Source organism: Curtobacterium sp. MCSS17_016 (assembly GCF_003234255.2).
GTDB classification, from domain to species: domain Bacteria; phylum Actinomycetota; class Actinomycetes; order Actinomycetales; family Microbacteriaceae; genus Curtobacterium; species Curtobacterium flaccumfaciens.
Genome location: NZ_CP126254.1, coordinates 2,827,435 through 2,849,344 on the forward strand (window position 1 = coordinate 2,827,435; position 21,910 = coordinate 2,849,344).

Genomic DNA, 21,910 nt, shown 5'->3' on the forward strand with positions numbered 1-21,910 from the left:
TTCCGGTGCGCGCCCCTGACGTCGTGCGTGTCGGCTCGCCCTCCTGCTGGTCGGCTCGTCCTCCTGCCGGTCGGCTCGTCCTACTGCTGGATGAAGGCGAGCAGGTCGGGGTTGATGACGTCCGCGTGGGTCGTCAGCATCCCGTGCGGGTAGCCCTCGTAGATCTTGAGCGTGGCGTTGCTGAGCAGCTCGGCCTGCTTGAGCGAGGCCGCCTTGTACGGCACGACCTGGTCGTCGTCGCCCTGCGTGACGAGGACCGGGACGGAGATCGCCTTGAGGTCCTCGGTCTGGTCCGTCTCCGAGAACGCCTTGATGCCCTCGTAGTGGGCCAGGGCGCTGCCCGTCATCCCCTGGCGCCACCAGTTCGCGACCACCGGGGCGGAGACCTCCACGCCGGGACGGTTGAACCCGTAGAACGGACCCTCGGCGACGGCCTGGAAGAACTCGGCGCGGTTCGCGGCGAGGGCGCTCCGGAACCCGTCGAGCACCGAGATCGGCGTGCCCTCCGGGTTGGTGTCGCTCTGCAGCATGATCGGGGGCACCGACGAGACCAGGACGGCCTTCGCGACGCGGCCCTGGGGCTCGCCGTACTGCGCGACGTACCGTGCGACCTGGCCACCACCGGTGGAGTGCCCGATGTGGACCGCGTTCTGCAGGTCGAGGTGCTGCACGACGGCATCCGTGTCGCTCGCGTAGTGGTCCATGTCGTGACCGGTGCCGATCTGCGACGAACGCCCGTGCCCGCGGCGGTCGTGCGCGATCACCCGGTAGCCCTTGCCCAGGAAGAACAGCATCTGCGCGTCCCAGTCGTCCGACGACAGGGGCCATCCGTGGTGGAAGACGATCGGCTGCGCGTCGCGCGGCCCCCAGTCCTTGTAGAAGATCTCTGCACCATCGCTCGTGGTGACGAACGCCATCGTGAACCTCCGTGAGTTTCTGCTCCACATGTGACGCGGACTGGCCGCTGCCTCCCGTTCGGCGGGAGACCGAAGCCCCTTCACCGTAGGACCGGCGCTCCGGCGACCGCTTGGGTCATTCATCCCGATCCGGCCGGGCCGGGCCGGGCCGGGCCCGGCTTGGTGCGGGGGCGTGTGTGCACCAGAGTTGATCCCATGTCGCTCGTCACCGCCGTCTGCCGCGTCGACCGCCTGCTGCCCGACTCCGGCATCATCGGCGTCACCGCCATCGACAAGCGCCCGGTCACCGGCAGCGTCCGGGTCCGGCCGCTCGGCCTGCGCGCCGACGTGCAGGCGAACCGCAAGTACCACGGCGGTGTGGACCAGGCCGTGTACGCCTACGCCGACGAGGACGCCGCGTACTTCGCCGACCTGCTCGAGCGCGAGGTCCCGCCCGGCCTGTTCGGCGAGAACCTCCGCACCAGCGGCATCGACGTCACCGGGGCCGTGACCGGGGAACGCTGGCGGATCGGCGACACCCTCGTGCTCGAGGTGACGGTCCCCCGCACACCCTGCGGCACCTTCGCCCGGCGCATGGGGATCGACGGGTGGGTGAAGCGGTTCGCCGACGAGGGGCGGCCCGGGGCGTACTTCCGCGTGGTCAAGTCCGGTTCGGTCGCCGCGGGTGACCCCGTCGAGGTGATCCACCGGCCGGAACACGGGGTGACCATCGGCGAGATCTTCGGCGACCTGGCGCCCGATCGAGCACGGGCCGTGCTCGAGTCGGGCGAACGGCTGGCACCGAAGGTCTTCCACGACCTGTCGAAGGTCGCGGCGCGGGCCTGAGCCGGTCGGGCCCGTCGGGCCAGTCGGGCCCGATCAGCTCGGCAGCACGCCGCGCGAGGGGTCGATCGGACGCTTCGCCACGGGCAACCCGGCGACGACCAGGTCGTAGGCGTTCGCCACGAGGTCCTCGACCAGGGTCTCGTCGATGCCGTCGCCCGGCGTCAGCGTGATCCAGTGCCGCTTGTTCATGTGCCACCCGGGCGTGATCTCGTCGTGGTCACGCACGAGCGCTGCCCCGTGCGGCGGCGCGCACTTGAGGTTCACGATCGGGGTCCCACGCACCTCGGTGACCATCACGAACATCTTGCCGACGACCTTGTAGACCACCGAGCCCTCGCCGAACGGCTGGGTCTCGACGGCCGCCGGCAACGCCAGCGCCGTGCGGCTCGCGATGTCGTGCAGCTGCTCGCCGTCCATGTGACCAGGATGCCGCAGGCCGCCGACAGCGCACCCCGTTCGGGGGCAGGTCGTGAGTGTCGATCACGTCGTAGGATCACCACGCCGCGCACCCGACGCGGCGGTCGCTCGCGCGATCACCACCAGTTCCAGGGGGAACCCGTGCGCATCATCCGTACCCTCGGCATCGCCGCCGCCACCGCCGTCCTCGCGACCACCGTCGTCGTCGGCGGGACCTCGACCGCGCAGGCCGCGCCGAAGTCCTACGCCAACTGCACCGCGGTGCACAAGGTGTACTCCGGCGGCATCGCCAAGAAGTCCGTCACGAAGAACAAGGTCGTCTCCGGCGGCAAGACCACCTACCGTGCGCTCAAGGGCACGGTGAAGAAGGACGACGCCCTGTACAAGGCGAACACCAAGCTCGACCGCGACAAGGACGGCATCGCCTGCGAGAAGAGCTGACGCTCCCGCTCGCTCGGTGACACCGGCAAGACACCGGTGTTCGCGTCCTGAACACCCGCACGCCTGGGTGCGATGCGCGAACACCGGTGTTCTGCGTGCCCGGTGCGCCCCGGCGTGCGCGGGCGGCGCGGTGCGACGCGCTCAGAGCGTCGGGACGCCCTCGTGCCCGGACCGGGGACGTGGAGTCCCCGCGACGCCCGTGACGACCGACCCCGCCGGCACGTCCTTCGTGACCACCGTGTTGGCACCGACGACGGAGTCCGGCCCGATCGTGATCGCCCCGATCAGCGACGACCCGGCGCCGAGCACCACGCGGTCCCCCACCACCGGGTGCCGTCGGGCTCCCGGCCCGTGGTCTCCGCCGCGTCCGCCCAGGGTGACGCCGTGGAACACGAGCACGTCGTCACCGATGACCGAGGTCTCGCCGATCACGACGCCCATGCCGTGGTCGATGAAGAACCGACGGCCGATGCGCGCGCCGGGGTGGATCTCGATGCCGGTGACCGACCGTGCGACCTGCCCGAGCAGGCGGGCCGCGAACCGGGACCCGGGCAGCCCCTGCGCGTTCCAGAGACGGTGGGTCACCCGGTACGTCCAGATGGCGTGCAACCCTGAGTAGACGATCGCGTTCTCCAGGTCGCCGCGGGCAGCGGGGTCACCGCGGCGTGCTGCGGACAGGTCCTCCCGGATGGTCCGCAGCACGCCTCGTCGAAGAGGACGACTCACGCAGTGAGCCCCTCGAAGAGCACCGTCGACAGGTAGCGCTCTCCGGTGTCGCACACGATGGCGACGATCCGCTTGCCGGCGTTCTCGGGGCGTGCGGCGATCTCGAGGGCCGCGTGGATGATCGCGCCGGACGAGATGCCGGACAGGATGCCCTCCTGCGTCGCCAGGGCACGGGCGACCCGGAGCGCGTCGTCGAGCTCGACGTCGAACACCTCGTCGATGACGCTCTGGTCGAGGACCTCGGGCACGAAGTTCGCGCCGATGCCCTGGATCTTGTGCGGACCGGCCTTGCCCTCGGTGAGCAGCGGCGAGTCCTTCGGCTCGACGGCGACGATCTGCACGCCGGGTACGCGCTCCTTGAGCACCTGCCCGACACCGGTGATCGTGCCGCCGGTGCCGACCCCCGCGACGAACACGTCGACGTGCTCCTCGGTGTCGCGGAGGATCTCCTCCGCCGTGGTCTTCCGGTGGATCTCGGCGTTCGCAGCCGTCTCGAACTGGTGGGCGAGGATGGCGCCGGGGGTCTCCGCGACGATCGACTCGGCCTTGGCGACCGCGCCCTTCATGCCCTCGGGCCCGGGGGTCAGGACGATCTCGGCACCGTACGCACGGATGACCGCACGGCGCTCGACACTCATGGTCTCGGGCATCGTGATGACGACCCGGTACCCGCGAGCAGCGCCGACCAGCGCGAGGGCGATGCCGGTGTTGCCGGACGAGCCCTCGACGATGGTGCCACCGGCCTGCAGCGCACCGGAGGCCTCGGCTGCGTCGATGATCGCGACGCCCAGACGGTCCTTGACGCTGGCGCCCGGGTTGTAGAACTCGAGCTTCGCGAGCACCTCGGCTCCGCCCGCCTTCGGCAGCCGGTTCAGCTTGACGAGGGGGGTGTTGCCGAACGCCTGGGAGATGTTCTCGTAGATGGTGCCGCTCATCCGGTCCGTCCTTCGCAGCTCAGGTCGCGCATCGCTCTTCCTGGAGGCGCGGTGTGCGCCCGATCCTAGCGACCGGACCCCAGGCGGTCCTGTCCGTGACGGCGCGTGCGCGCCCGGCAATTGGTCCACACGCTGTGGACCAATTGCCGCTTCCTCGGGCCACGCCTCCGCGAACCCACCGCGAAAGCGACAGATGCCCGCGGAAGGTTTGCGGACACCTGTCGCTTTCGCGGGAGTGAGCACGACCAGCGCCGAGGAGAGTCGCTTTCGCGGCTCGCCCCACCGCGTCAGCGCACGAACGCCGTCCGGGCGAACCGCTCGTCAGTCGCCTCGAGCACCCGCAGCACGTTGCCGCCGGCCAGCGCCCGCAGGTCCGGCTCGCCCCAGCCGCGCCGGACGAGCTCCGCCGCGAGCACCGGGTACCGCGACACGTCCCGCAGGTCCGGCGGCAGCACCGGGGTGCCGTCGTAGTCGCCGCCGAGGCCCAGGTGCGCCACACCGGCGACGTCGCGGGCGTGCTCGACGTGGTCGGCGACGTCCGACACCGTGACCAGGGGCGGTTCGCCGGACATGCCCGACTCCTCCCAGTCCGCCCATGCTCGCGACACGAACTTCGGCACGAAGGTGATCATCACGACGCCACCGTTGTCGGCCAACCGGGCGAGCACGTCGTCGGGCACGTTCCGCGGGTGGTCGTCGATCGCGACGGTGGACGAGTGGCTGAACACGACGGGTCGGGTCGCCACGTCGAGGGTGTCCCGCATGGTTTCCGGGGCGGTGTGGGACAGGTCGACGAGCATGCCGATCCGCTCCATCTCGGCGACGATCTGCCGCCCGCGGTCGGTCAGGCCGCCGTGCGCCCGCTCCCCGGTCGCGGAGTCTGCCCAGGGGGTGTCGTCGTTGTGGGTGAGCGTCATGTAGCGGACGCCGAGCCGCGCGAGGGTGCGGAGGACCGCGAGGTCGTCACCGATCGAGTGCCCGCCCTCGGCGCCCAGCAGCGACGCGATCCGGCCGGAGTCGACGGCGGCACGGACCTCGGCGGCGGTGCGGGCGAGCGCGAGGTCGTCGGGGTAGCGCTCGATGATCCGGTGCGCGAGGTCGACCTGCTGCAGCGTCGTCGTCACGGGGTCCGGGTCGTCCGCGGGCACGAACACCGACCAGAACTGCCCGACGACGCCGCCGGCACGGAGCTTCGGGATGTCGGTGTGCAGCGAGTCGGTCTCGGTGTCGATGCCCTCGACACCGGAGTCGTGGCTGTCACGACGCTCCCACGGCAGGTCGTTGTGGCCGTCGATGACCGGGAACGGGAGCGCGTCGAACGTCATCCCCCGACGCTACCGCCCACGCCGTCATGGCTAGGCTCCAACCGTGCAGCCCGTCACCCTCCGCACCGAGCGACTGGTGCTCTCGGCCCCCGACCTCGGCGACGCCGACGACGATCGGTCCGCCGCGACGGTCTGGCCGATGTCGTGACCGTCTCGTTCCGGGTCGTGACGGACCTGCCGGTTCCGCCGGAACGCGCCTTCGCGCTGTCGCTCGACATCGGCGCGCACGAGCGATCGATGGCCGCGACCGACGAACGCGCCGTCGCCGGCACGACGGCCGGCATGATCGGCCTGGGCGAGACCGTCACCTGGCGTGCGCGGCACTTCGGGATCGTCTGGCGGATGACGAGCAGGATCACCGCCCTGGAGGCGCCGCACCGGTTCGTCGACGAACAGGTGCGTGGGCCGTTCGCCCGGTTCCACCACGAGCACCGGTTCGAGCCGTCGGCCGGCGGCACGCGCATGGTCGACACCATCACGTTCCGCGCACCGCTCGGCCCGCTGGGCCGCCTTGCCGAGGTGCTCGCGCTGGCCCGGTACATGCCGCGGCTCATCGCCGACCGCAACGCCTCGCTCGCCGCCGAACTGCGTGCCGAGCAGCGCGCCGAATCCGACGGCGATCAGGGCGCAGCGAGCTCCCCCAGCGCGTCGTAGGCGGCGGCGACGGCGTCGACTCGCACCCGGCCACCCGGGCCCGAGGCGTCGTAGACGTCGTTCGTGATCGCGGCGACGACGGCGAACAGCGCGGCCATCGAGTCGAACGCCGACGGTGAGTCGACCGGGCAGAGGATCGCGGTGGCGGCGGGAGCGGCGATGACCGCGGCCGTCGGGTCGCCGAGGACGACGACGTCCGCCCCGGAGTCGACGCAGTGCCGGACGATCCGTTCGACCCCGGCGGTGTGCCGACGCACGGTCACCAGGATCACGAGGTCGTGCCGGTCGAGGTCGGCGACCTCTTCGCCGAGTCGCTGCCCGGGCGACGGACCGACCCGGACGTCGGACCGCACCTGCGCCAGCTGGGACCGCAGCTGCAGCGCGATCGGGTACGCGCCGCGTTCACCGAGGACGAGCACGCGGCGGGCACGGACGATCCGACGGGCCAGGCGCGGGCGATCCGCTCGGCCGAGGGACGCGAAGGCCGCGTCGAGGTTGCGCGCCTCGACCGCGCGCTGGTCGACGTGGGCGGCGTCCTCGGCGACCCACGGCAGGCCCGAACCCCGTGCGGACATCAGGTTCTGCCGGACCTCGGCGGCGTCCTGGAACCCCAGCGACCGCACGAGTCGCGAGACCGTGGCCTTCGAGGTGCCGGACTCGGCCGCGAGTTCGGCGGAGGTGCCGACGAGCAGGAGTTCCGGGTCGTGGCGGACCATCGCGGCGACCCGACGTTCGGCGGGCGAGAGCTGCTCCCACACGGAGTCGATCCGGGCGCGGACGTCGGGGCCGGCGGTGCTCATGCGCGGGCCACCCGGTCGACGGCGACGGCCAGGGCGTCGAGGCCGAGGGCGATGTCCGGCGTCGACACGAACTCGTCGGGGTGGTGACTGATGCCGTCGGGGTTGCGGAGGAACAGCATCGCCACGTCGGTCACGAGCCCGAGTGACATCGCGTCGTGGCCGGCTCGTGAGAACAGCTCCATCGGCGCGGTCTCGCCCGTCGAGACGATCCCGGCGCGGACGGCGTCCATCAGGCGGGGCGAGCAGAACACCGCGGGTGCGCGGTGCACCTCGGTCGGGGTGACGCTCACCCCGCGTCGTTCACCGATGAGCGTGAAGGCCTTGGTGAGTTCGTCCCAGACCTCGTCGCGCTCGTCGTCGAACTCGCCGCGCAGGTCGACGGAGAACCGTGCGAGCCCGGGGACGACGTTGACGGCTCCGGGTTCGACGGTCATCGTGCCGACGGTGCCGACCTGGTGCGATGCCCGGCAGATCCGTTCCACCGCGAGCGCGGCCTCGGCGGCGGCGAGCAGGGCGTCGTGCCGGCGCTCGTAGGGGGTGCCGCCGGCGTGCCGGGCCTCTCCCACGGCCTCGACCGAGAACCGGCGAGCACTCGCGATGCTCGTGACGACCCCGAGGGCCTGCCCGGCCTGTTCGAGGTGCGGCCCCTGCTCGATGTGCGCCTCGAGGTAGCCGACCACCGACGCCGGGTCGAGCGCGGCGTCGCCAACGCGCTCCGGGTCGAGGCCGAAGTCGGTGAAGGCCTGCCGGAGCGTGACGCCGTCACCGTCGGTCAGGTCCCACCAGGCGTCGTCCCAGACCCCGGCCACCGCGGACGACCCGAGCAGGGCCTTGCCGAAGCGCGTGCCCTCTTCGTCGGAGAACGCGATGACCTCGAGCGCGACGGGCAGCGGACCGTCCGCGGTGAGCCGGGCGGCGGTGCGGATGGCCATGAGCACCCCGACGACGCCGTCGTACCGTCCGGCGTCCACCACGGTGTCCAGGTGCGAGCCGAGCAGCAGCACGGGGGCGTCGGGCGTCGCACCCGCGGCCCGGCCGTGCAGGTTGCCGGCGGCGTCCTGCCAGGTGGACAGTCCGGCGTCCTGCATCCAGCCCGCGACGAGGGCGTTCGCCCGGGCGTGCTCGGGCGACAGGTAGACGCGGGTGATCCGGCCCGGTTCGGCGCTGAGGGCGGCGAGCTCGTCGCACCAGCGGGCGACGAGTTCGGCGTCGGCGGTGCCCACGGCGGTGGCGTTCAGGACGGGCACGGCGCTCACGCGAGCACCTCGGCCCCGGCGGGAGCGACCGCGGCGGTGTCGTCGCGGAAGACGTCGAGGGCCGCATCGACACCACCGCCGTGCGGGACCGCGTGCCCGGCCCGGCGCAGGGTGTGCTCGAGCGCGGCCAGGGTCGTGACCACGGTGTCCTTCCGGGCGTTGTAGCCCATCGTGCCGATGCGCCAGACCCGACCGTGCAGCGGCCCGAACGAGGTGCCGATCTCGATCCCGTGGTCGTCGAGCATCGCGCCGCGCACCTGGTCGCCGACGACGTCGGACGGGATCTCGACGGCGACGACGTTGTGCATCTTGCGGGCGACGTCGCCGAAGACCGGGAGCCCGAGGGCCTGCACCCCGGCGAGCATTGCGCGCCCGGCGGTCTCGTGGCGGGCGACGACGGCGTCGCGGCCTTCCTCGAGCAGGATGCGGGCGCACTCGTGCGCGGCGTAGAGCATCGAAGCGGCCTCGGTGTGGTGGTTCAGGCGGCGGGGGCCCCAGTAGTCGAGGATCATCGCGAGGTCGAGGTAGTTCGAGCGGATCGGTTCGTCGGCGACGTCGTCACCGGGTTCCCGGATGCCGGCCTCGACGCTCCGCCGCTCGTCGAGCACGGCCACGGCCTTCGGCGACAGCGTGACGGGTGCGCTGCCGGACGGGCCGCCGAGGCACTTCTGCAGCCCGGCGCTCACGGCGTCGATCCCCCAGGCGTCGACCTCGAGCGGGTTGCCGCCGACCGTCGCCGTGGCGTCGGTGTAGAGCAGGACGCCGTACCGCTCGCAGATCGCACCGAGCTCGTCGAGCGGCTGGTTCATCGTGGTCGAGGTGTCGCCCTGCACGACCGCCAGCACCTTCGGACGGACGCGGGCGATGGCCGACTCGATCGCGGACGGCGTGAATACCTGACCCCAGTCGGTCTCGATGGTGTGGACCTCGGCCCCGGCACGGCCGGCGATCTCGGCGAGCAGGTGCCCGAACCGACCGAACACCGGCACGAGCACGCGGTCACCCGGGGCGAGCAGTGACACCAGCACCGCTTCGATCCCCGCACGCGAGGTGCCGTCCACGAGCAGCGTCGCGTCGTTGCGGGTGCCGAACACGCGGCGGTAGAGCGCCTGCGTCTCGTTCATCGTCGAGGTCATCCAGGGGTCGTACTGGCCGACGAGCGGCGTCGACAGGGCACGGAGCACGCGCGGGTCGGCGTCGATCGGGCCGGGCCCCATGAGGAGACGGGCGGGTGGGTTCACTGGGAGCATGGTGGTTCCTTCCGTTCCTGATCCGACGATACCGGAACGATCGTTACAGGAGTGTTTCCGCGGCGAGCACGGGCCGTCCGGCCAGCTGCCCCTCGACGCCGACCACGCCGCCGTCCGCCGTGGCGATGCGACGGCCGCGGAGCCAGGTCTCGGTGACGCTGCCGCGCACGCAGAGCCCGTCGAATGCGGACACCGGGTTGCGGTGCTCGAGCCCGGCGACGTCGACGACGGACTCGGCGGACGGGTCGAACACGGCGAAGTGCGCCAGGGCACCGGGAGCGATCACCCCGCGGTCGCGCAGCCCGACCAGGGCGGCCGGACCGGTCGTGAACAGCGGGAGCAGCGCCTCGAGCGGGATCCCGCGACGCTCGGCCTCGGTCCACACCGCCCGGAACCCGACCTGCAGGCCGGCGACCCCGCCCCAGGCCAGGCCCCAGTCGTCGGTCTTCAGATCGGCGGTGGAGGGCGAGTGGTCCGACACGACGAGGTCGATCGTGCCGTCGAGCACACCGGCCCACAGCACGTCGCGGTTGGCGTCGTCGCGGATCGGTGGGCAGCACTTGTAGGCGGTCGCGCCGTCCGGGATCGTGCCCGCCTCGAACGACAGGTAGTGCGGGCAGGTCTCGACCGTGATCCGGACGCCGTCGTCCTTCGCCGCGCGGAGCATCGACAGCGCGCCCGCGTCGGACAGGTGCAGCACGTGCACCCGCGCCCCGGTCGCCCGCGCGCCGTCGATGACCTGCGCGATCGCGGACCGTTCGGCGGCGACGGGCCGGGTGGCCAGGAAGTCGGCGTACCGGCCGCCGAGCGCACGGTGCGGCACGAGGTGCTCCGGGTCCTCGGCGTGCACGATCAGCAGGGCGTCGATCCGGGCGACCTCGGCGATCGCGGCTCGGAGCTGCTCGGGGTCGAGGTGCGGGAACTCGTCGACACCGCTCGGCGCCGTGAAGCACTTGAACCCGAAGACGCCGGCATCGTGCAGGGCGTCGAGCGAGCCGAGACTCGCGGGGACCGCGCCGCCCCAGAACCCGACGTCGACCGTCACCCGACCCTCGGCACTCGCACGTTTGACGGCGAGCGCCTCGACCGTGGTCGTCGCGGGGATGGAGTTGAGCGGCATGTCCACGATCGTGGTGACCCCGCCCATCGCTGCGGCACGGGTCGCTGACGCGAAGCCCTCCCACTCGGTGCGGCCGGGCTCGTTGACGTGCACGTGCGTGTCGACGAGTCCGGGGAGCAGCACCTGCCCGGCCGGCACGGTGTGGTCCTGCACGGCGTCGACGACCGCGTCGACGGGCAGGACGCCGGTGACCCGGCCGTCGTGGACGACGACCGCAGCCGGGCGGAACGCCCCGTCGACCCAGGCTCGCTGCGCGCGGACGACCAGGTCTGCCGTGTCGCCCGCCGGGAGGCCCGTCACGCGCCCGCCCCGGCCGTCGCAACCGCCGCCGGGTGGCGTTCGAAGCCCGCCAGCAGCCCCGACATCGCCTTCACCGGCGGCAGGGCGTACTCGCCGCGCTTGCCCGTGGACAACCCGAGCCGGACGAGCGACTCCGCCAGGACCGTGGCTGCCGCGACGCCGTCGACGACCGGTGCCCCGATGGCCAGCGAGACCTCGGCGCAGAAGTCGGCCATGCCCGCGCACCCGAGCACGACGGCATCGGCTCCCCCGTCCATGACCGCTCGGCACTCCTCGATCACGAGCGCCCGTGCACCGGACTCGGGGTCGTCGAGCTCGAGCACCGGGACCTCGCACGCCCGGATCTCCGTGACGAGCGGGGCGAAGCCGTAGCGCTGGGCGAGCTCGTGGGCGCGGCCGGTCGTCCGCGCCAGGGTGGTGACGACACCGAACCGGCGGCCGAGCATCGCGGCGGCGTGGAACCCGGCCTCGGCGATCCCGATCACCGGCACCGTCGCGAGCTCCCGCGCAGCGTCGAGCCCCGGATCCCCGAAGCAGGCGACGACGAAGGCGTCCACCCCGTCCTGCTCACCGCGGGCGATCTGCTCGAGCAGCCCGGGCACGGCCAGGGCTTCTTCGTAGTGGCTCTCGATCGAGGCCGGCCCCATCGAGGGTTCGACCGCTTCGACCAGCGTGCCGGGCGCGGCGACGGCCTGGGCCGCGATGCCGATCGCCCGCGTCATCGACGCGGTGGTGTTGGGGTTGACGACGCGGATGCGCATCGGGGTCCTTCCGGTGGAGCGAGTGGAGCGGTGGAACCGGTGGTGCTGGGTGGTGACCATCGTGGCGGGGGCGGGGCGGGCCTCCCGGCCGTGGTGTGGATCTGTGGACGACCGAGCGCCGCGACCCGCCCTGTGGAGGGCGAGCCGCGACGCCGGGGGTCAGGCGCGACCGACGGCCGCGCCGTCGTCGACCGAAGGGTCGTCCGCGTCGAGCACGGGCATGCTCGGCCGGACACGCTCGAGCGCCCAGAAGACGACGAGGCCCAGGCCGCACCCGATGAACCAGCTGTAGCTCGACAGCCACGGCAGCACATCGAGTGCCGGGGGCAGGACCGCGCTCGCCACCGAGACCGCGCCGGTGACCACGAGGGTCCAGATGGCGTTCGGGTTGAACCCGCCGCGGTACCAGTACCGGGCGGTACGGCTCGTGGAGTACATGTCGTCGATCGCGATGCGCTGCTTGCCGACGATGTAGTAGCCCGCGATGAGGATCCCGAACAGCGGGCCGATCAGCGCACCGAGCACCCCGAGCGTGTACAGGATCGCCTGGTCGTTGCCGTACCAGTTCCACGGGGTGAGGAGCACGGAGCCGACCGCGGCGATCATGCCACCGGCCCGCCACGAGATCTTCCGGGGTGCCACGTTCGAGAAGTCGAACGCGGGGCTGATGAAGTTCGCGACGATGTTGATGCCGACGGTCGCCGTGACGAAGGTCAGGCCACCGAGCAGGATCGCGAAGGGTGCTCCGATGGCCTGCACGGTCTCGATCGGGTCGGTGATGAGCTTGCCGAACACCGGCACCGTCGCACTGGCGCAGAGCACCGTCAGGACCGAGAAGAACAGGAAGTTGATCGGCAGCCCCCAGAAGTTGCCGCGCTTGACCGCACGGAACGACCGGCCGTAGCGCGAGAAGTCCCCGAAGTTCAGCATCGGGCCCGAGAAGTAGCTGACCACCAGGGCGACCGCCGACAGCATCACCGGGATCGACGCCCCGAAGGACAGCGGCTCGCCGGCCGACAGGGTGAACGAGATGTTGCCGATGCCCGCCTGGCTGACCAGGTAGACCGCGAGCACGATCATCACCACGTAGACGGCCGGTCCGGCCCAGTCGATGAACCGCTTGATCGCCTCCATGCCCATCCAGAACAGCGCGCCCTGCGCCACCCAGAGGATCGCGTACGAGATCCACCCCAGGGCCGACAGCCCGAGGAACGAGTGGTCGAGCAGCCCCGCCGACGCCGGGATGAACTTGAGGAAGATGATGTTCAGCGACTGGGCGGCGAGGAAGGTCTGCACGCCGTACCAGGCCATCGCGATGAGGCCGCGGATGATGGCGGGGACGTTCGCGCCGAGCACCCCGAACACCGCGCGGTTGATCACCGGGTACGGCACACCGGTGCGCTGCGACGGCTTCGCGACCAGGTTGGCGAAGACCTGCACGATGAGGATGCCGACCACCAGGGCGATGAGCACCTGCCAGCTCGCGATCCCGAGGGCGAAGAGCGACCCGGCGGTGACGTAGCCGCCGACCGAGTGCACGTCGGACATCCAGAAGGCGAAGAAGTTGTAGCTCGTCCAGCGCTGCTCGCGCAGCGGGGCGAGGTCCTCGTTCGTGAGCGCCGGGTCGTACCCGGGCTTGACGACACCGGCACCCGCTGGGGCGGGAGCGGCGGTCGTGGTGGGGGCGTGGGGCGCGGCGACTGGTGTCGCGATGTCGGTAGCCATGGCGTCCTCCGAGGGAGTGGGAAGCGGGGCGGTGCGTGCTTGAGCACGAAGCTACGGAGCGACTTCGCCCCCGCCGTTTCCCTCGTGTAACGGTCGCGTGTCCCGCACCCCGTCCTGGAACGACCGTTCCGGGACGGTGGTCGAGACCGGCGCCGACCGCTCCCGGTGCCGCGCGCGGAGCCGCGGTGCGGCTTGCCGCATCGATGGGCACCGACCCCGCACGGACCCCGCCCCGACCCGAGCGGTGGTGACCGCCGGTGGTACGAATCGACCATGAGCAGGGGAATCAGGATCGACCACGTGGGCGTCACGGTGCCGGACATCGACGCAGCCACGCAGTTCTTCGAGGCGGCGTTCGACGCCGTCGTCCTGTACGACATGCGGCGTCGTGACGAGACGCCGAACAGCAGTTCCGAGGCGCACGGCTACCTCGGCATCCCGAGCACCATGGCGCAGGGGGCCATGCGGATGCTCGCGCTGCCGGAGGGGCCGGGGCTCGAGCTGTTCGAGTACCTGGGGCCCGAGCAGCGGAACGCCGCACACCCGTCCGACCTGGGATGGCAGCACCTGGCGATGTACGCCGACGACCTGGACGAGACGCTCGCCCGGGTCGAGGCTGCCGGCGGCACCCGGAACTCCGACCCGCGCGACCTGCGTGGTGACGAGGCAGGGGCCGGCAACCGGTTCGTCTACACGCGCACACCGTGGGGGTCGACGCTCGAGCTCGTCAGCTACCCGACGCCGCAGCCGTACCTGGTGTACGCGCCGCGGCCGAAGTGGGCGCCGTGGCCGATGCCGGACGACGTCTACCCGGTGCCGGCACCCGCCGTGCACTGACGACCGACCGCCGCACCGACCGACCGATCGACCGATCGACCAGGAAACCACCACACCGACCGCCAGATCGCCAGACCGTCCCTCAGTGGCGGGGCACCTGCCCCGTCCGCCGTACGGCCCGTTCGAGCAGTTCGACGTCGATCCCGACGTGCTGCCGGGCGATCACGCCCGCCTCGGGCGCCCGCCCCGAACACACCGCGTCCACCAGCAGTTCGTGCTCGTGGAGCGCGCGGGTCTCCATCTCCGCCATGCCCTCGGCCGTGCCCCACAGGTGCGCCGGAGCGGCGATGGAGATCTGCGCCTCCAACCCGGCGAGCGCCGTCCGCAGGGCGTCGTTCCGCGCGGCGTCGATGATCGTCCGGTGCAGCACGGCGTCGGCCTGCTGCTTCTCGAGCCCCGAGGTGGCGTCGCGGAACACCTCGAGCCGTGCACGGATCAGGGCGGCGTCGTCCGGGGTGACCCGTTCCGCGGCGGCCGTCGCGAGCGCCCCGTGCAGCAGCGCGATGGCGTCGGCGGTGTCCTGGATCGCCTCCCACCGGGCGAGCAGCACCCGTCCGACGGCGTCCGATGAGCTGTCCGGCCACTCGGTGCGGACGAACGTGCCGCCGCCCCGGCCTCGACGGGTCTCGAGCAGCCCCCGTTCGACGAGCCGCGCGATCGCACCGCGCACGGTGACCCGGGCGACGCCGAGCAGGCCGGCCAGTTCGCGTTCCGGCGGCAGGTTCGCGCCGGGCAGGTACTCGCCCACGGCGACGGCGGTCACGAGGCGGTCCTCGACCTCGTCGACGCGCGTCTCGGTCGTACGATCGGACACACGGACCCCCTTCGCGGTGTTACGACCACGTTAAGGCAGCAGAAAAGGTATTGCGTGGGACCTTTTTCCGCTCCATGCTGACCCCCATGTCCAGCATCACCGAATCCACGATGCCGTTCCGCGACGGCGAGACCTGGTACCGGGTCACCACGCCCGACACCCCGGTCGCGGGCGCGCTGCCCCTCGTCGTCCTGCACGGCGGGCCCGGCATGGCCCACGACTACCTCCGGAACCTCGCGGCCCTGGCCGACGAGACCGGCCGGACCGTCGTCCACCACGACCAGTTCGGCTGCGGCCGGAGCAGCCACCGCCCGGACGCGCCGGTCGACACCTGGCAGCCGCAGCTGTTCGTCGACGAGTACGCCGCCCTGGTCGAGCACCTCGGGCTCGGCGACCACCACGTGCTCGGGCAGTCGTGGGGCGGCATGCTCGGCGCCGAGATCGCGGTGCAGCAGCCCGCGGGGCTCCGGTCGCTGGCGATCTGCAACTCCCCCGCGTCGATGCAGCTCTGGGTCGACGGCGCCGCCGAGCTCCGCGCGCAGCTGCCCGCCGACGTGCAGGACGCCCTGACCCGGCACGAGACGGCCGGCACCGTCGACGACCCCGAGTACCTGGCGGCGACGCAGGTCTTCTACGAGCGGCACGTCTGCCGCGTGGTCCCGATGCCGCAGGACTTCGTCGACTCCGAGGAGCAGATGGAGCGCGAGCCGACGGTCTACCACACGATGAACGGCCCGAACGAGTTCCACGTCATCGGCACGATGCGTGACTGGACCATCGCCGACCGGCTCGACCGCGTCGCCGTGCCGACGCTCGTCGTCGCCGGCGAGCACGACGAGGCCACCCCCGCCACGTGGGCGCCGTTCGTCGAGCGGATCGCCGACGTCCGGCAGCACGTCCTCCCCGGTGCGAGCCACTGCTCGCACCTGGAACAGCCGGCGGAGTTCCGCCGGGTCGTCGCGGCCTTCCTGGCCGCGCACGACGACGCCTGACCCGGCCACCACCTTGCCTGGAGGCGCGTGGCGGGCCCGCCCCGCGCCTCCAGGCAAGCAGTCCCCACCCCCACCGCCGCACCCGTCCCTCCACCCGAAACGGAACCCGACATGTCGCAGCAGCACAGCGAGCTCTCCGCACAGCAGCAGCTCGAGGCCTACGGCTACAAGCAGGAGCTCAAGCGCTCCGTCTCCACCACCGACCTGCTCATCTACGGCCTGGTCTTCATGGTCCCGATCGCCCCGTGGGCGATCTTCGGGACCGTCTACAACGCCTCCAGCGGCATGGTGCCGCTGGTGTACCTCGTCGGCCTCGTCGCGATGATCTTCACCGCCCTGGCCTACGCGCAGATGGCGAAGTCGATCCCCCTCGCCGGCAGCGTGTTCTCGTACGTCGGCCGCGGCATCCACCCCACCGCCGGGTTCTTCGCCGGCTGGGCGATCCTGCTCGACTACCTGCTCGTCCCGACGCTGCTCTACGTGTTCGCCGCGGAGAGCATGGTCGGCATCTTCCCGGGCACGCCCCGCTGGCTGTGGGCGCTCGTGTTCGTCGCGATCAACACGGTCATCAACCTGGCCGGGGTGTCCTCGCTCAAGCTCGCGAACCGCATCTTCCTGCTCATCGAGCTCGTCTTCGTCGCGATCTTCGTCGTCATCGCCATCGTCGCGCTGACCGGCGGGACGATCCCCGACGCGTCCTTCAGCACCGAGCAGATCTGGGACCCGGCCAAGGTGTCGGCGCCGCTCATCGCCTCGGCCCTGTCGATCGCGGTGCTGAGCTTCCTGGGCTTCGACGGCATCTCGACGCTGTCCGAGGAGTCCACCGGCCGTCGTGGCGGAGCCGGCACGGCGATGATCCTGGCGCTCGTGATCGTGGCGTTCCTGTTCATCCTGCAGACCTGGCTCGCGTCCGCCCTGGCCGCGGGGCGGGACTCGTTCGCGGACAGCGAGGCCGGCAACGCCTTCTTCACCATCGTCGAGCAGGCTTCGTCGAGCGGGTGGGCGACCGCGTTCTTCGCCGTCAACGTGCTCGCCGTCGGCATCGCGAACGCCATGGCCGCACAGGCCGCGACGAGCCGTCTGCTCTTCTCGATGAGCCGCGACCGTCAGCTGCCCGCGTTCCTGCACAAGCTCAACGGGCGCCAGGTGCCGCAGAACGCGATCATCGTCGTCTCGGTGCTCTCCGCGATCCTGGTGCTGTTCTTCGTCGGGCAGATCGACACGATCTCGTCGCTCGTGAACTTCGGCGCGCTCTTCGGCTTCATGCTCCTGCACGTGTCCGTCTTCGTGCACCACGTGGTCAAGGGGAAGTCGCGCAACTGGCTGCTGCACCTGGTCGTGCCGCTGGTCGGGTTCCTGATCATCGGGTACGTCCTGCTCAACGCCGCGGTCGAGGCGAAGGTCGGCGGCATCATCTGGCTGATCGTCGGCGCGGCCGTGTTCCTGTACTACCGACGCACCGGCCGTTCCACCGAGGTCGGCTCCGAAGCAGAACCGACGACCGAGGACGCACGATGACGCCGGACCACTTCCTGCCGAACACCCTCGGCCGCCCCGGGTTCTCGGCCGACCGGGAGCCCGTGCTGCGGGTCCGCCCCGGCACCGGCGAGACCATCGGCTTCGAGACCACCGACGCCGTCTACGCCGAACTCGACCAGCACCACGACATGGCGCAGCTGCAGGCACCGATCAACCCGGTGACCGGGCCGGTGTTCGTCGAGGGGGCGGAACCCGGCGACACCCTCGTGGTGACCATCCACGCCATCGAGCTGACCACGCACGGCTGGTCGGTGTCCCTGCCCGGCTCCGGGGCCCTGCAGCACGTGATGGGCGACCGGGTCTTCGCCCGCCGCTGCCCGATCTCGGACGACATGGTGCAGGTGTCCGACCGGCACCGGTTCCCCGTCCGGCCGATGATCGGGTGCATCGGCACGGCGCCGGCCGAGGGCGAGAACTCGACGATCATGCCGGCCTACCCGGAGGGCGGCAACATGGACGTCACCGAGGCCCGCCCCGGCTCGACGGTGTCCCTGCCCGTCCGGGTCCCCGGTGCGCTGCTGTCGATCGGCGACATCCACGCGCTCATGGCCGAGGGCGAGTCGTCGTTCGTCGCCATCGAGGCCCAGGGCACCGCGATCGTCTCCGTCGACCTGGTCAAGGGCGGTCCGGTGCTCCGCGCGCCCCGCATCGAGACCGCCGACGACTGGCTGTTCGTCGGCCTCGGCGACCCCGTGCAGGAGAGCGTCCGGCGCGGGTACGAGGATGCCTTCGCGTTCCTGGTCGACGAGCACGGCTGGACCGCCGAGGACGCCTACGCGGTGCTCAGCGCGGTCGGTGACTCGAAGCTCGGCGGGCCGACCGGCTCCACCGCCCCGGATCCGTTGCACCCCTTCGCCGCCGTCGGTGCGGTCACCCTGCACCGGGTGCCGAAGGCGGTGCTGTGAGGGTTCGCTGAGGGTGACGAGCCCTTCGTGAGCAGAAATGGTCGGGTGCCGAACGGTGACCCGACCATTTCTGCTCACGAAGCCCACCAAACTCACGAAGCTCGCGCCGCCCACCGGGAACCTGCACAGGCATGTGCACGATGATGGGCGCATGCACGACACCATCCGCTACGTCGCGATCGGCGACAGCTTCTCGGAGGGCATCGGCGACGCCGGACCCGCTCCGTTCCCCGGCTGGACCGGACGACTCGCGAGCGCGATGGCGGGAGCCTCGGACGCCCACGTCTCGTACGCGAACCTCGCGGTGCGCGGCCGACTGCTCGCCGGGGTCCTCGACGGTCAACTCGAGGCCGCCCTCGCGCTCGACCCGGCGCCGACCCTCATCACCTTCTGCGCCGGCGGCAACGACCTGCTGCGCCCGCGCTTCGAGGTGGACGCGCTGATCGGGCAGGTCGAGGCCGCCGCCGACCGCGTCGAGGCCACCGGGGCGCGCCTGGCACTCCTCAGCCCGGCCGACCCGAGCGCCCGCCTGCCCCTCGGTTCACTCATCAACCGCCGCGGTGACGCCTGGGCCGAGGCGCTCGGCACCCTCGCCCGACGCCGCGGTCTGCCGTTCGTCGACGTCTCCCGCGACCCGCACCTGCGCCGTGCGGAGTTCTGGTCGGACGACCGGCTGCACATGAACGCCACCGGGCACCAGCGCGTCGCGGACCTGGCGCTGCACGCGGTCCTGGACGGCCCCGCGCCGGTCGAGCCCGCGGACCCCGGTGCCGCCCGGACCCGCCTGGGCGAGGAACTCCGTTACTACCGCGAGTACGTCCTGCCGTGGGTCCAGCGCCGGATCACCCGCACGTCGTCGGGCGACGGGCGCTCGGCGACCTACCCGACGTGGACGCCGGTGCGCGGTCAGGACGCGTAGCCAGCGTCAGCCCGCGACGTACACGCGGGTGGTGACCCCGCTCAGCGCGTGCGCGAACTCGTCGCCCGTCGCCACGAAGCCGCCCGCCTCGTACAGCCGCACCGCCCGGTCGTTGTCGCCGAGCACGTGCAGCACCACGCGGGGGTGCCCGGCGGCCCGGGCGTCGTGCACCGCCTCGGACAGCAGCGACCGTCCGACCCCGCGGGCCTGCACCCCGGGGCGCACCGCGAGCAACGACAGGTAGGCGGCGTCCGCCGGGTCCGTCGACCGACCGGTGCCCGGTGCCGTCACGAGCACGAAGCCGTCGACCGCACCGTCCGGGCCGGGAGCCACCAGCCAGGCGACGTGCTCCGCCGCGAACTTCTGCCGCGCGCGCTCCCGCACCGCCGGGTCCTCGGCGGCACCGTCACGGGCAGCCACGGCCGCGGCCCACAGGTCGATGCAGGTGTCGGTCTCGTCCGGGGTCGCGGGATGCACGACCACGGACGACTCGATCACCCGATCAGCCTACGACCGCCCGGCTCCCGATCCTGAACGACGCCCCACGGTGCTCGTCGGGCAGCCGGTCCCCACGGCCGTGCAGCTTCTGGCGCAGCGATCCCGGCTCGTACTCCTCCGGGTAGGCCCCACGGGCGCGGAGCTCCGGGATGACGAACTCGATGACGTCCTCCCACGTGCCCGGGGTCACCGCGTACGCCAGGTTGAAGCCGTCGACGTCGGTCAGCTCCTGGATCTCCTGCAGCCGGTCGGCGATCGTCGCTCCCCCGCCGACCGCCACCGGGCCGAGCCCGCCGATCGCCGTCTGCCGCGCCAGGTCACGGATCGTCCACTTCGACCCGTCCTCCCCCGTCGCTGCCGCGATGTTCGCCGCCGCCGACTGGATCGCGTTCGACTCGACGTCGCCGAGGGGCTGGTCCGGGTCCCACTGCGACAGGTCGACGCCCATCCAGCCGGAGTTGAGCACCAGCGCACCGAGCTCCGACGCGTACGACAGGTAGTCCTCGTACTTCGCCTGGGCAAGCTCGTCGGTGGCGTCCGTGATCACGGTGAGCAGCGTGTAGACGCGGGCGGCGTACCGGTCGCGACCAGCTGCCTCCAGGGCGTCCCGGACCTTCGCGACGGTCGACGCGAGCTGCTCGACGGTCGGTGCGCCCACGAAGACCGCTTCCGCGTTCTCCGCGGCGAAGCGGATGCCGCGCGGTGACGCGCCCGCCTGGTAGATGACGGGCGTGCGCTGCACGGACGGTTCGGACAGGTGGATGCCCGGCACGTCGAAGTGCGTGCCGTGGTGCTCGATCGGGTGCACCTTCGCCGGGTCCGTGAAGACCCCGGCTTCGCGGTCGGCGACGACGGCGTCGTCCTCCCACGAGCCCTCCCAGAGCTTGTAGAGGACCTCGAGGTACTCGTCCGCCACGTCGTACCGGTCGTCGTGCGACAGCTGGTCGGCCTGGCCCATGTTCCGCGCGGCACTCGGCAGGTACCCGGTGACGACGTTCCAGCCGACCCGCCCCTTGGTCAGGTGGTCGAGCGTCGACATGCGTCGGGCGAACGGGTACGGGTGTTCGTACGCGGTTCCGGCCGTGATGCCGAATCCCAGGTGCTCGGTCACCGATGCCATCGCCGACACGAGCAGGATCGGGTCGTTCACCGGCACCTGCGACCCGGTGCGGAGCGCGGCCTCGTTCGAGCCGCCGTACACGTCGTAGGTGCCCAGGACGTCGGCGATGAAGATGCCGTCGAACGCCCCGCGCTCGAGCGTCTTCGCCAGGTCCGTCCAGTAGGTCAGGTCGCGGTAGTCCCGCGACCGGTCGCGCGGGTGCCGCCACAGTCCGGAGGACTGGTGCGCGACGCAGTTCATGTCGAACGCGTTGAAGCGGATCTGCCGGTGCTCGCTGCTGGTGGTCACGGGTCGAGACGCTACGTCGGACACCTGCGACCGTCACGGATCGTGACGAAGCGTGACGGTCGTCTCCGGCACCGGCCTGGAGGCCCGCCCCGCGTCCGTCACGTCGCCCGCGCCGGGCGCGTGGCCGGCTCCAGGGCTCAGGCGCGGTCGTGGAGCGTGACGTGGTAGCCGTCGGGGTCGGCGAACGTGAACGTCCGACCGAAGGGACCATCGATCGGCGCCGAGACGATGCGGTGGCCGTCGGCGACCAGCGCGTCGTGGATCGCCTGCACGTCCGTTGCGTGCAGCCAGACCGCGGCGCCGACGCCGGGCTGCGCCACCGCGTCGAGGTCCGTGCCGGGCACCAGGTCGCGCAGGGCGAAGGCGATCGGCGTGGTCTCGAACACGACGGCGTGCGGCGGACCGGCCTGCGAGCGGACGAGGCCGAGGTACCGCTCGTAGAACGCCTGCGAGGCATCGAGGTCGCGGGTCTGCAGGGAGATGAAGTCGGGGCCTGTGACGGGCATGTGGTGCTCCTTGAGTACGTGTCAGTCTTCTGACACAGGA

The 21,910-nt window shown here is 71.7% G+C and carries 23 protein-coding genes; 8 read left to right on the forward strand and 15 right to left on the reverse strand.

Annotation, left to right across the window (positions count from 1 at the left end; all coding sequences use genetic code 11):
* Positions 1-80: 80 nt before the first annotated feature.
* Entirely contained in the window at positions 81-917 is an 837-nt protein-coding gene (locus DEJ19_RS13325) for an alpha/beta fold hydrolase (RefSeq protein WP_111046741.1), read from the reverse strand.
* 195 nt (positions 918-1,112) lie between these two features.
* Between DEJ19_RS13325 and DEJ19_RS13330 the strand changes: the two genes are divergently transcribed.
* On the forward strand, positions 1,113-1,742 hold the full coding sequence (locus tag DEJ19_RS13330) for an MOSC domain-containing protein (protein ID WP_111233241.1): 630 nt from the start codon (positions 1,113-1,115) through the stop codon (positions 1,740-1,742).
* A 33-nt stretch (positions 1,743-1,775) separates the two neighbouring features.
* Here DEJ19_RS13330 and DEJ19_RS13335 read toward each other — a convergent pair whose 3' ends face one another.
* Complete coding sequence (locus tag DEJ19_RS13335) at positions 1,776-2,159, reverse strand: MmcQ/YjbR family DNA-binding protein (RefSeq protein WP_110863470.1); 384 nt, start codon at positions 2,157-2,159, stop codon at positions 1,776-1,778.
* A 141-nt stretch (positions 2,160-2,300) separates the two neighbouring features.
* On the opposite strand from DEJ19_RS13335, the gene DEJ19_RS13340 reads away from it, so the two are divergent.
* On the forward strand, positions 2,301-2,600 hold the full coding sequence (locus DEJ19_RS13340; protein WP_209049853.1) for an excalibur calcium-binding domain-containing protein: 300 nt from the start codon (positions 2,301-2,303) through the stop codon (positions 2,598-2,600).
* Positions 2,601-2,741: 141 nt separating this feature from the next.
* Here DEJ19_RS13340 and epsC read toward each other — a convergent pair whose 3' ends face one another.
* The 3 genes from epsC to DEJ19_RS13355 all read right to left on the reverse strand — a co-directional run bounded on the left by epsC (position 2,742) and on the right by DEJ19_RS13355 (position 5,586).
* Entirely contained in the window at positions 2,742-3,302 is a 561-nt protein-coding gene (gene epsC / locus DEJ19_RS13345; RefSeq protein WP_110863472.1) for a serine O-acetyltransferase EpsC, read from the reverse strand.
* Between the two features lie 20 nt (positions 3,303-3,322).
* Positions 3,323-4,261, reverse strand: coding sequence for a cysteine synthase A (gene cysK / locus DEJ19_RS13350; RefSeq protein ID WP_027466262.1), 939 nt, complete (start codon positions 4,259-4,261; stop codon positions 3,323-3,325).
* Positions 4,262-4,548: 287 nt separating this feature from the next.
* Positions 4,549-5,586: a dipeptidase gene (locus tag DEJ19_RS13355; protein WP_111029318.1), complete on the reverse strand. Its 1,038-nt coding sequence runs from the start codon at positions 5,584-5,586 to the stop codon at positions 4,549-4,551.
* Positions 5,587-5,730: 144 nt separating this feature from the next.
* On the opposite strand from DEJ19_RS13355, the gene DEJ19_RS13360 reads away from it, so the two are divergent.
* Positions 5,731-6,240, forward strand: a complete 510-nt coding sequence (locus tag DEJ19_RS13360; protein ID WP_111233240.1) for an SRPBCC family protein — start codon at positions 5,731-5,733, stop codon at positions 6,238-6,240.
* On the opposite strand, the gene DEJ19_RS13365 is transcribed toward DEJ19_RS13360, so the two are convergent.
* From DEJ19_RS13365 to DEJ19_RS13390, 6 genes are all read right to left on the reverse strand, one after another.
* The gene (locus DEJ19_RS13365; protein ID WP_111233239.1) at positions 6,207-7,040 is read right to left on the reverse strand and encodes a MurR/RpiR family transcriptional regulator; all 834 of its coding nucleotides are present in this window, start codon (positions 7,038-7,040) and stop codon (positions 6,207-6,209) included. The genes DEJ19_RS13360 and DEJ19_RS13365 overlap by 34 nt on opposite strands.
* A complete protein-coding gene (locus tag DEJ19_RS13370) occupies positions 7,037-8,296 on the reverse strand; it encodes an allantoate amidohydrolase (protein WP_111233238.1) in 1,260 nt (419 codons plus the stop codon). Before DEJ19_RS13370 ends, DEJ19_RS13365 begins: the two co-directional genes overlap by 4 nt.
* Positions 8,293-9,546, reverse strand: a complete 1,254-nt coding sequence (locus DEJ19_RS13375; protein ID WP_111095240.1) for a pyridoxal-phosphate-dependent aminotransferase family protein — start codon at positions 9,544-9,546, stop codon at positions 8,293-8,295. The genes DEJ19_RS13370 and DEJ19_RS13375 overlap by 4 nt, the downstream gene beginning before the upstream one ends.
* 43 nt (positions 9,547-9,589) lie before the next feature.
* Positions 9,590-10,966 carry an allantoinase AllB gene (allB, locus tag DEJ19_RS13380; protein WP_220035315.1) on the reverse strand — a complete coding sequence of 459 codons (1,377 nt, stop codon included), beginning with the start codon at positions 10,964-10,966 and terminating at the stop codon, positions 9,590-9,592.
* Positions 10,963-11,727 carry an aspartate/glutamate racemase family protein gene (locus DEJ19_RS13385; RefSeq protein ID WP_110863479.1) on the reverse strand — a complete coding sequence of 255 codons (765 nt, stop codon included), beginning with the start codon at positions 11,725-11,727 and terminating at the stop codon, positions 10,963-10,965. The genes allB and DEJ19_RS13385 overlap by 4 nt, the downstream gene beginning before the upstream one ends.
* A gap of 159 nt (positions 11,728-11,886) precedes the next feature.
* A complete protein-coding gene (locus DEJ19_RS13390; protein ID WP_111233237.1) occupies positions 11,887-13,452 on the reverse strand; it encodes an NCS1 family nucleobase:cation symporter-1 in 1,566 nt (521 codons plus the stop codon).
* A gap of 273 nt (positions 13,453-13,725) precedes the next feature.
* On the opposite strand from DEJ19_RS13390, the gene DEJ19_RS13395 reads away from it, so the two are divergent.
* A complete protein-coding gene (locus DEJ19_RS13395; RefSeq protein WP_035808811.1) occupies positions 13,726-14,289 on the forward strand; it encodes a VOC family protein in 564 nt (187 codons plus the stop codon).
* An 82-nt stretch (positions 14,290-14,371) separates the two neighbouring features.
* On the opposite strand, the gene DEJ19_RS13400 is transcribed toward DEJ19_RS13395, so the two are convergent.
* Complete coding sequence (locus DEJ19_RS13400; RefSeq protein ID WP_110863481.1) at positions 14,372-15,103, reverse strand: FadR/GntR family transcriptional regulator; 732 nt, start codon at positions 15,101-15,103, stop codon at positions 14,372-14,374.
* Positions 15,104-15,189: 86 nt separating this feature from the next.
* Between DEJ19_RS13400 and DEJ19_RS13405 the strand changes: the two genes are divergently transcribed.
* From DEJ19_RS13405 to DEJ19_RS13420, 4 genes are all read left to right on the forward strand, one after another.
* Positions 15,190-16,095 (forward strand): proline iminopeptidase-family hydrolase, encoded by a 906-nt coding sequence (locus DEJ19_RS13405; RefSeq protein ID WP_258377400.1) that lies wholly within the window; start codon positions 15,190-15,192, stop codon positions 16,093-16,095.
* 111 nt (positions 16,096-16,206) lie between these two features.
* Positions 16,207-17,613 (forward strand): APC family permease, encoded by a 1,407-nt coding sequence (locus DEJ19_RS13410; protein WP_111234030.1) that lies wholly within the window; start codon positions 16,207-16,209, stop codon positions 17,611-17,613.
* Positions 17,610-18,539 carry an acetamidase/formamidase family protein gene (locus DEJ19_RS13415; RefSeq protein ID WP_110865231.1) on the forward strand — a complete coding sequence of 310 codons (930 nt, stop codon included), beginning with the start codon at positions 17,610-17,612 and terminating at the stop codon, positions 18,537-18,539. Before DEJ19_RS13410 ends, DEJ19_RS13415 begins: the two co-directional genes overlap by 4 nt.
* A gap of 151 nt (positions 18,540-18,690) precedes the next feature.
* Complete coding sequence (locus DEJ19_RS13420) at positions 18,691-19,458, forward strand: SGNH/GDSL hydrolase family protein (RefSeq protein WP_084740901.1); 768 nt, start codon at positions 18,691-18,693, stop codon at positions 19,456-19,458.
* Positions 19,459-19,464: 6 nt separating this feature from the next.
* Here the strand turns inward: DEJ19_RS13420 and DEJ19_RS13425 are convergent, their stop codons facing one another.
* The 3 genes from DEJ19_RS13425 to DEJ19_RS13435 form a co-directional block, all read right to left on the reverse strand.
* Positions 19,465-19,956 (reverse strand): GNAT family N-acetyltransferase, encoded by a 492-nt coding sequence (locus DEJ19_RS13425; protein WP_111234031.1) that lies wholly within the window; start codon positions 19,954-19,956, stop codon positions 19,465-19,467.
* Positions 19,957-19,960: 4 nt separating this feature from the next.
* A complete protein-coding gene (locus tag DEJ19_RS13430; protein ID WP_220035341.1) occupies positions 19,961-21,364 on the reverse strand; it encodes an LLM class flavin-dependent oxidoreductase in 1,404 nt (467 codons plus the stop codon).
* Positions 21,365-21,501: 137 nt separating this feature from the next.
* On the reverse strand, positions 21,502-21,870 hold the full coding sequence (locus DEJ19_RS13435; RefSeq protein ID WP_111032077.1) for a VOC family protein: 369 nt from the start codon (positions 21,868-21,870) through the stop codon (positions 21,502-21,504).
* Positions 21,871-21,910: the final 40 nt, after the last annotated feature.

Coding starts and splice junctions, on each gene's coding strand:
- DEJ19_RS13325 (WP_111046741.1), bottom strand. CDS start 917: ATGGCGTTCGTCACCACGAGCGATGGTGCAGAGATCTTCTACAAGGAC.
- DEJ19_RS13330 (WP_111233241.1), top strand. CDS start 1,113: ATGTCGCTCGTCACCGCCGTCTGCCGCGTCGACCGCCTGCTGCCCGAC.
- DEJ19_RS13335 (WP_110863470.1), bottom strand. CDS start 2,159: ATGGACGGCGAGCAGCTGCACGACATCGCGAGCCGCACGGCGCTGGCG.
- cysK (WP_027466262.1), bottom strand. CDS start 4,261: ATGAGCGGCACCATCTACGAGAACATCTCCCAGGCGTTCGGCAACACC.
- DEJ19_RS13355 (WP_111029318.1), bottom strand. CDS start 5,586: ATGACGTTCGACGCGCTCCCGTTCCCGGTCATCGACGGCCACAACGAC.
- DEJ19_RS13365 (WP_111233239.1), bottom strand. CDS start 7,040: ATGAGCACCGCCGGCCCCGACGTCCGCGCCCGGATCGACTCCGTGTGG.
- DEJ19_RS13375 (WP_111095240.1), bottom strand. CDS start 9,546: ATGCTCCCAGTGAACCCACCCGCCCGTCTCCTCATGGGGCCCGGCCCG.
- DEJ19_RS13385 (WP_110863479.1), bottom strand. CDS start 11,727: ATGCGCATCCGCGTCGTCAACCCCAACACCACCGCGTCGATGACGCGG.
- DEJ19_RS13390 (WP_111233237.1), bottom strand. CDS start 13,452: ATGGCTACCGACATCGCGACACCAGTCGCCGCGCCCCACGCCCCCACC.
- DEJ19_RS13395 (WP_035808811.1), top strand. CDS start 13,726: ATGAGCAGGGGAATCAGGATCGACCACGTGGGCGTCACGGTGCCGGAC.
- DEJ19_RS13405 (WP_258377400.1), top strand. CDS start 15,190: ATGTCCAGCATCACCGAATCCACGATGCCGTTCCGCGACGGCGAGACC.
- DEJ19_RS13410 (WP_111234030.1), top strand. CDS start 16,207: ATGTCGCAGCAGCACAGCGAGCTCTCCGCACAGCAGCAGCTCGAGGCC.
- DEJ19_RS13415 (WP_110865231.1), top strand. CDS start 17,610: ATGACGCCGGACCACTTCCTGCCGAACACCCTCGGCCGCCCCGGGTTC.
- DEJ19_RS13420 (WP_084740901.1), top strand. CDS start 18,691: ATGCACGACACCATCCGCTACGTCGCGATCGGCGACAGCTTCTCGGAG.
- DEJ19_RS13435 (WP_111032077.1), bottom strand. CDS start 21,870: ATGCCCGTCACAGGCCCCGACTTCATCTCCCTGCAGACCCGCGACCTC.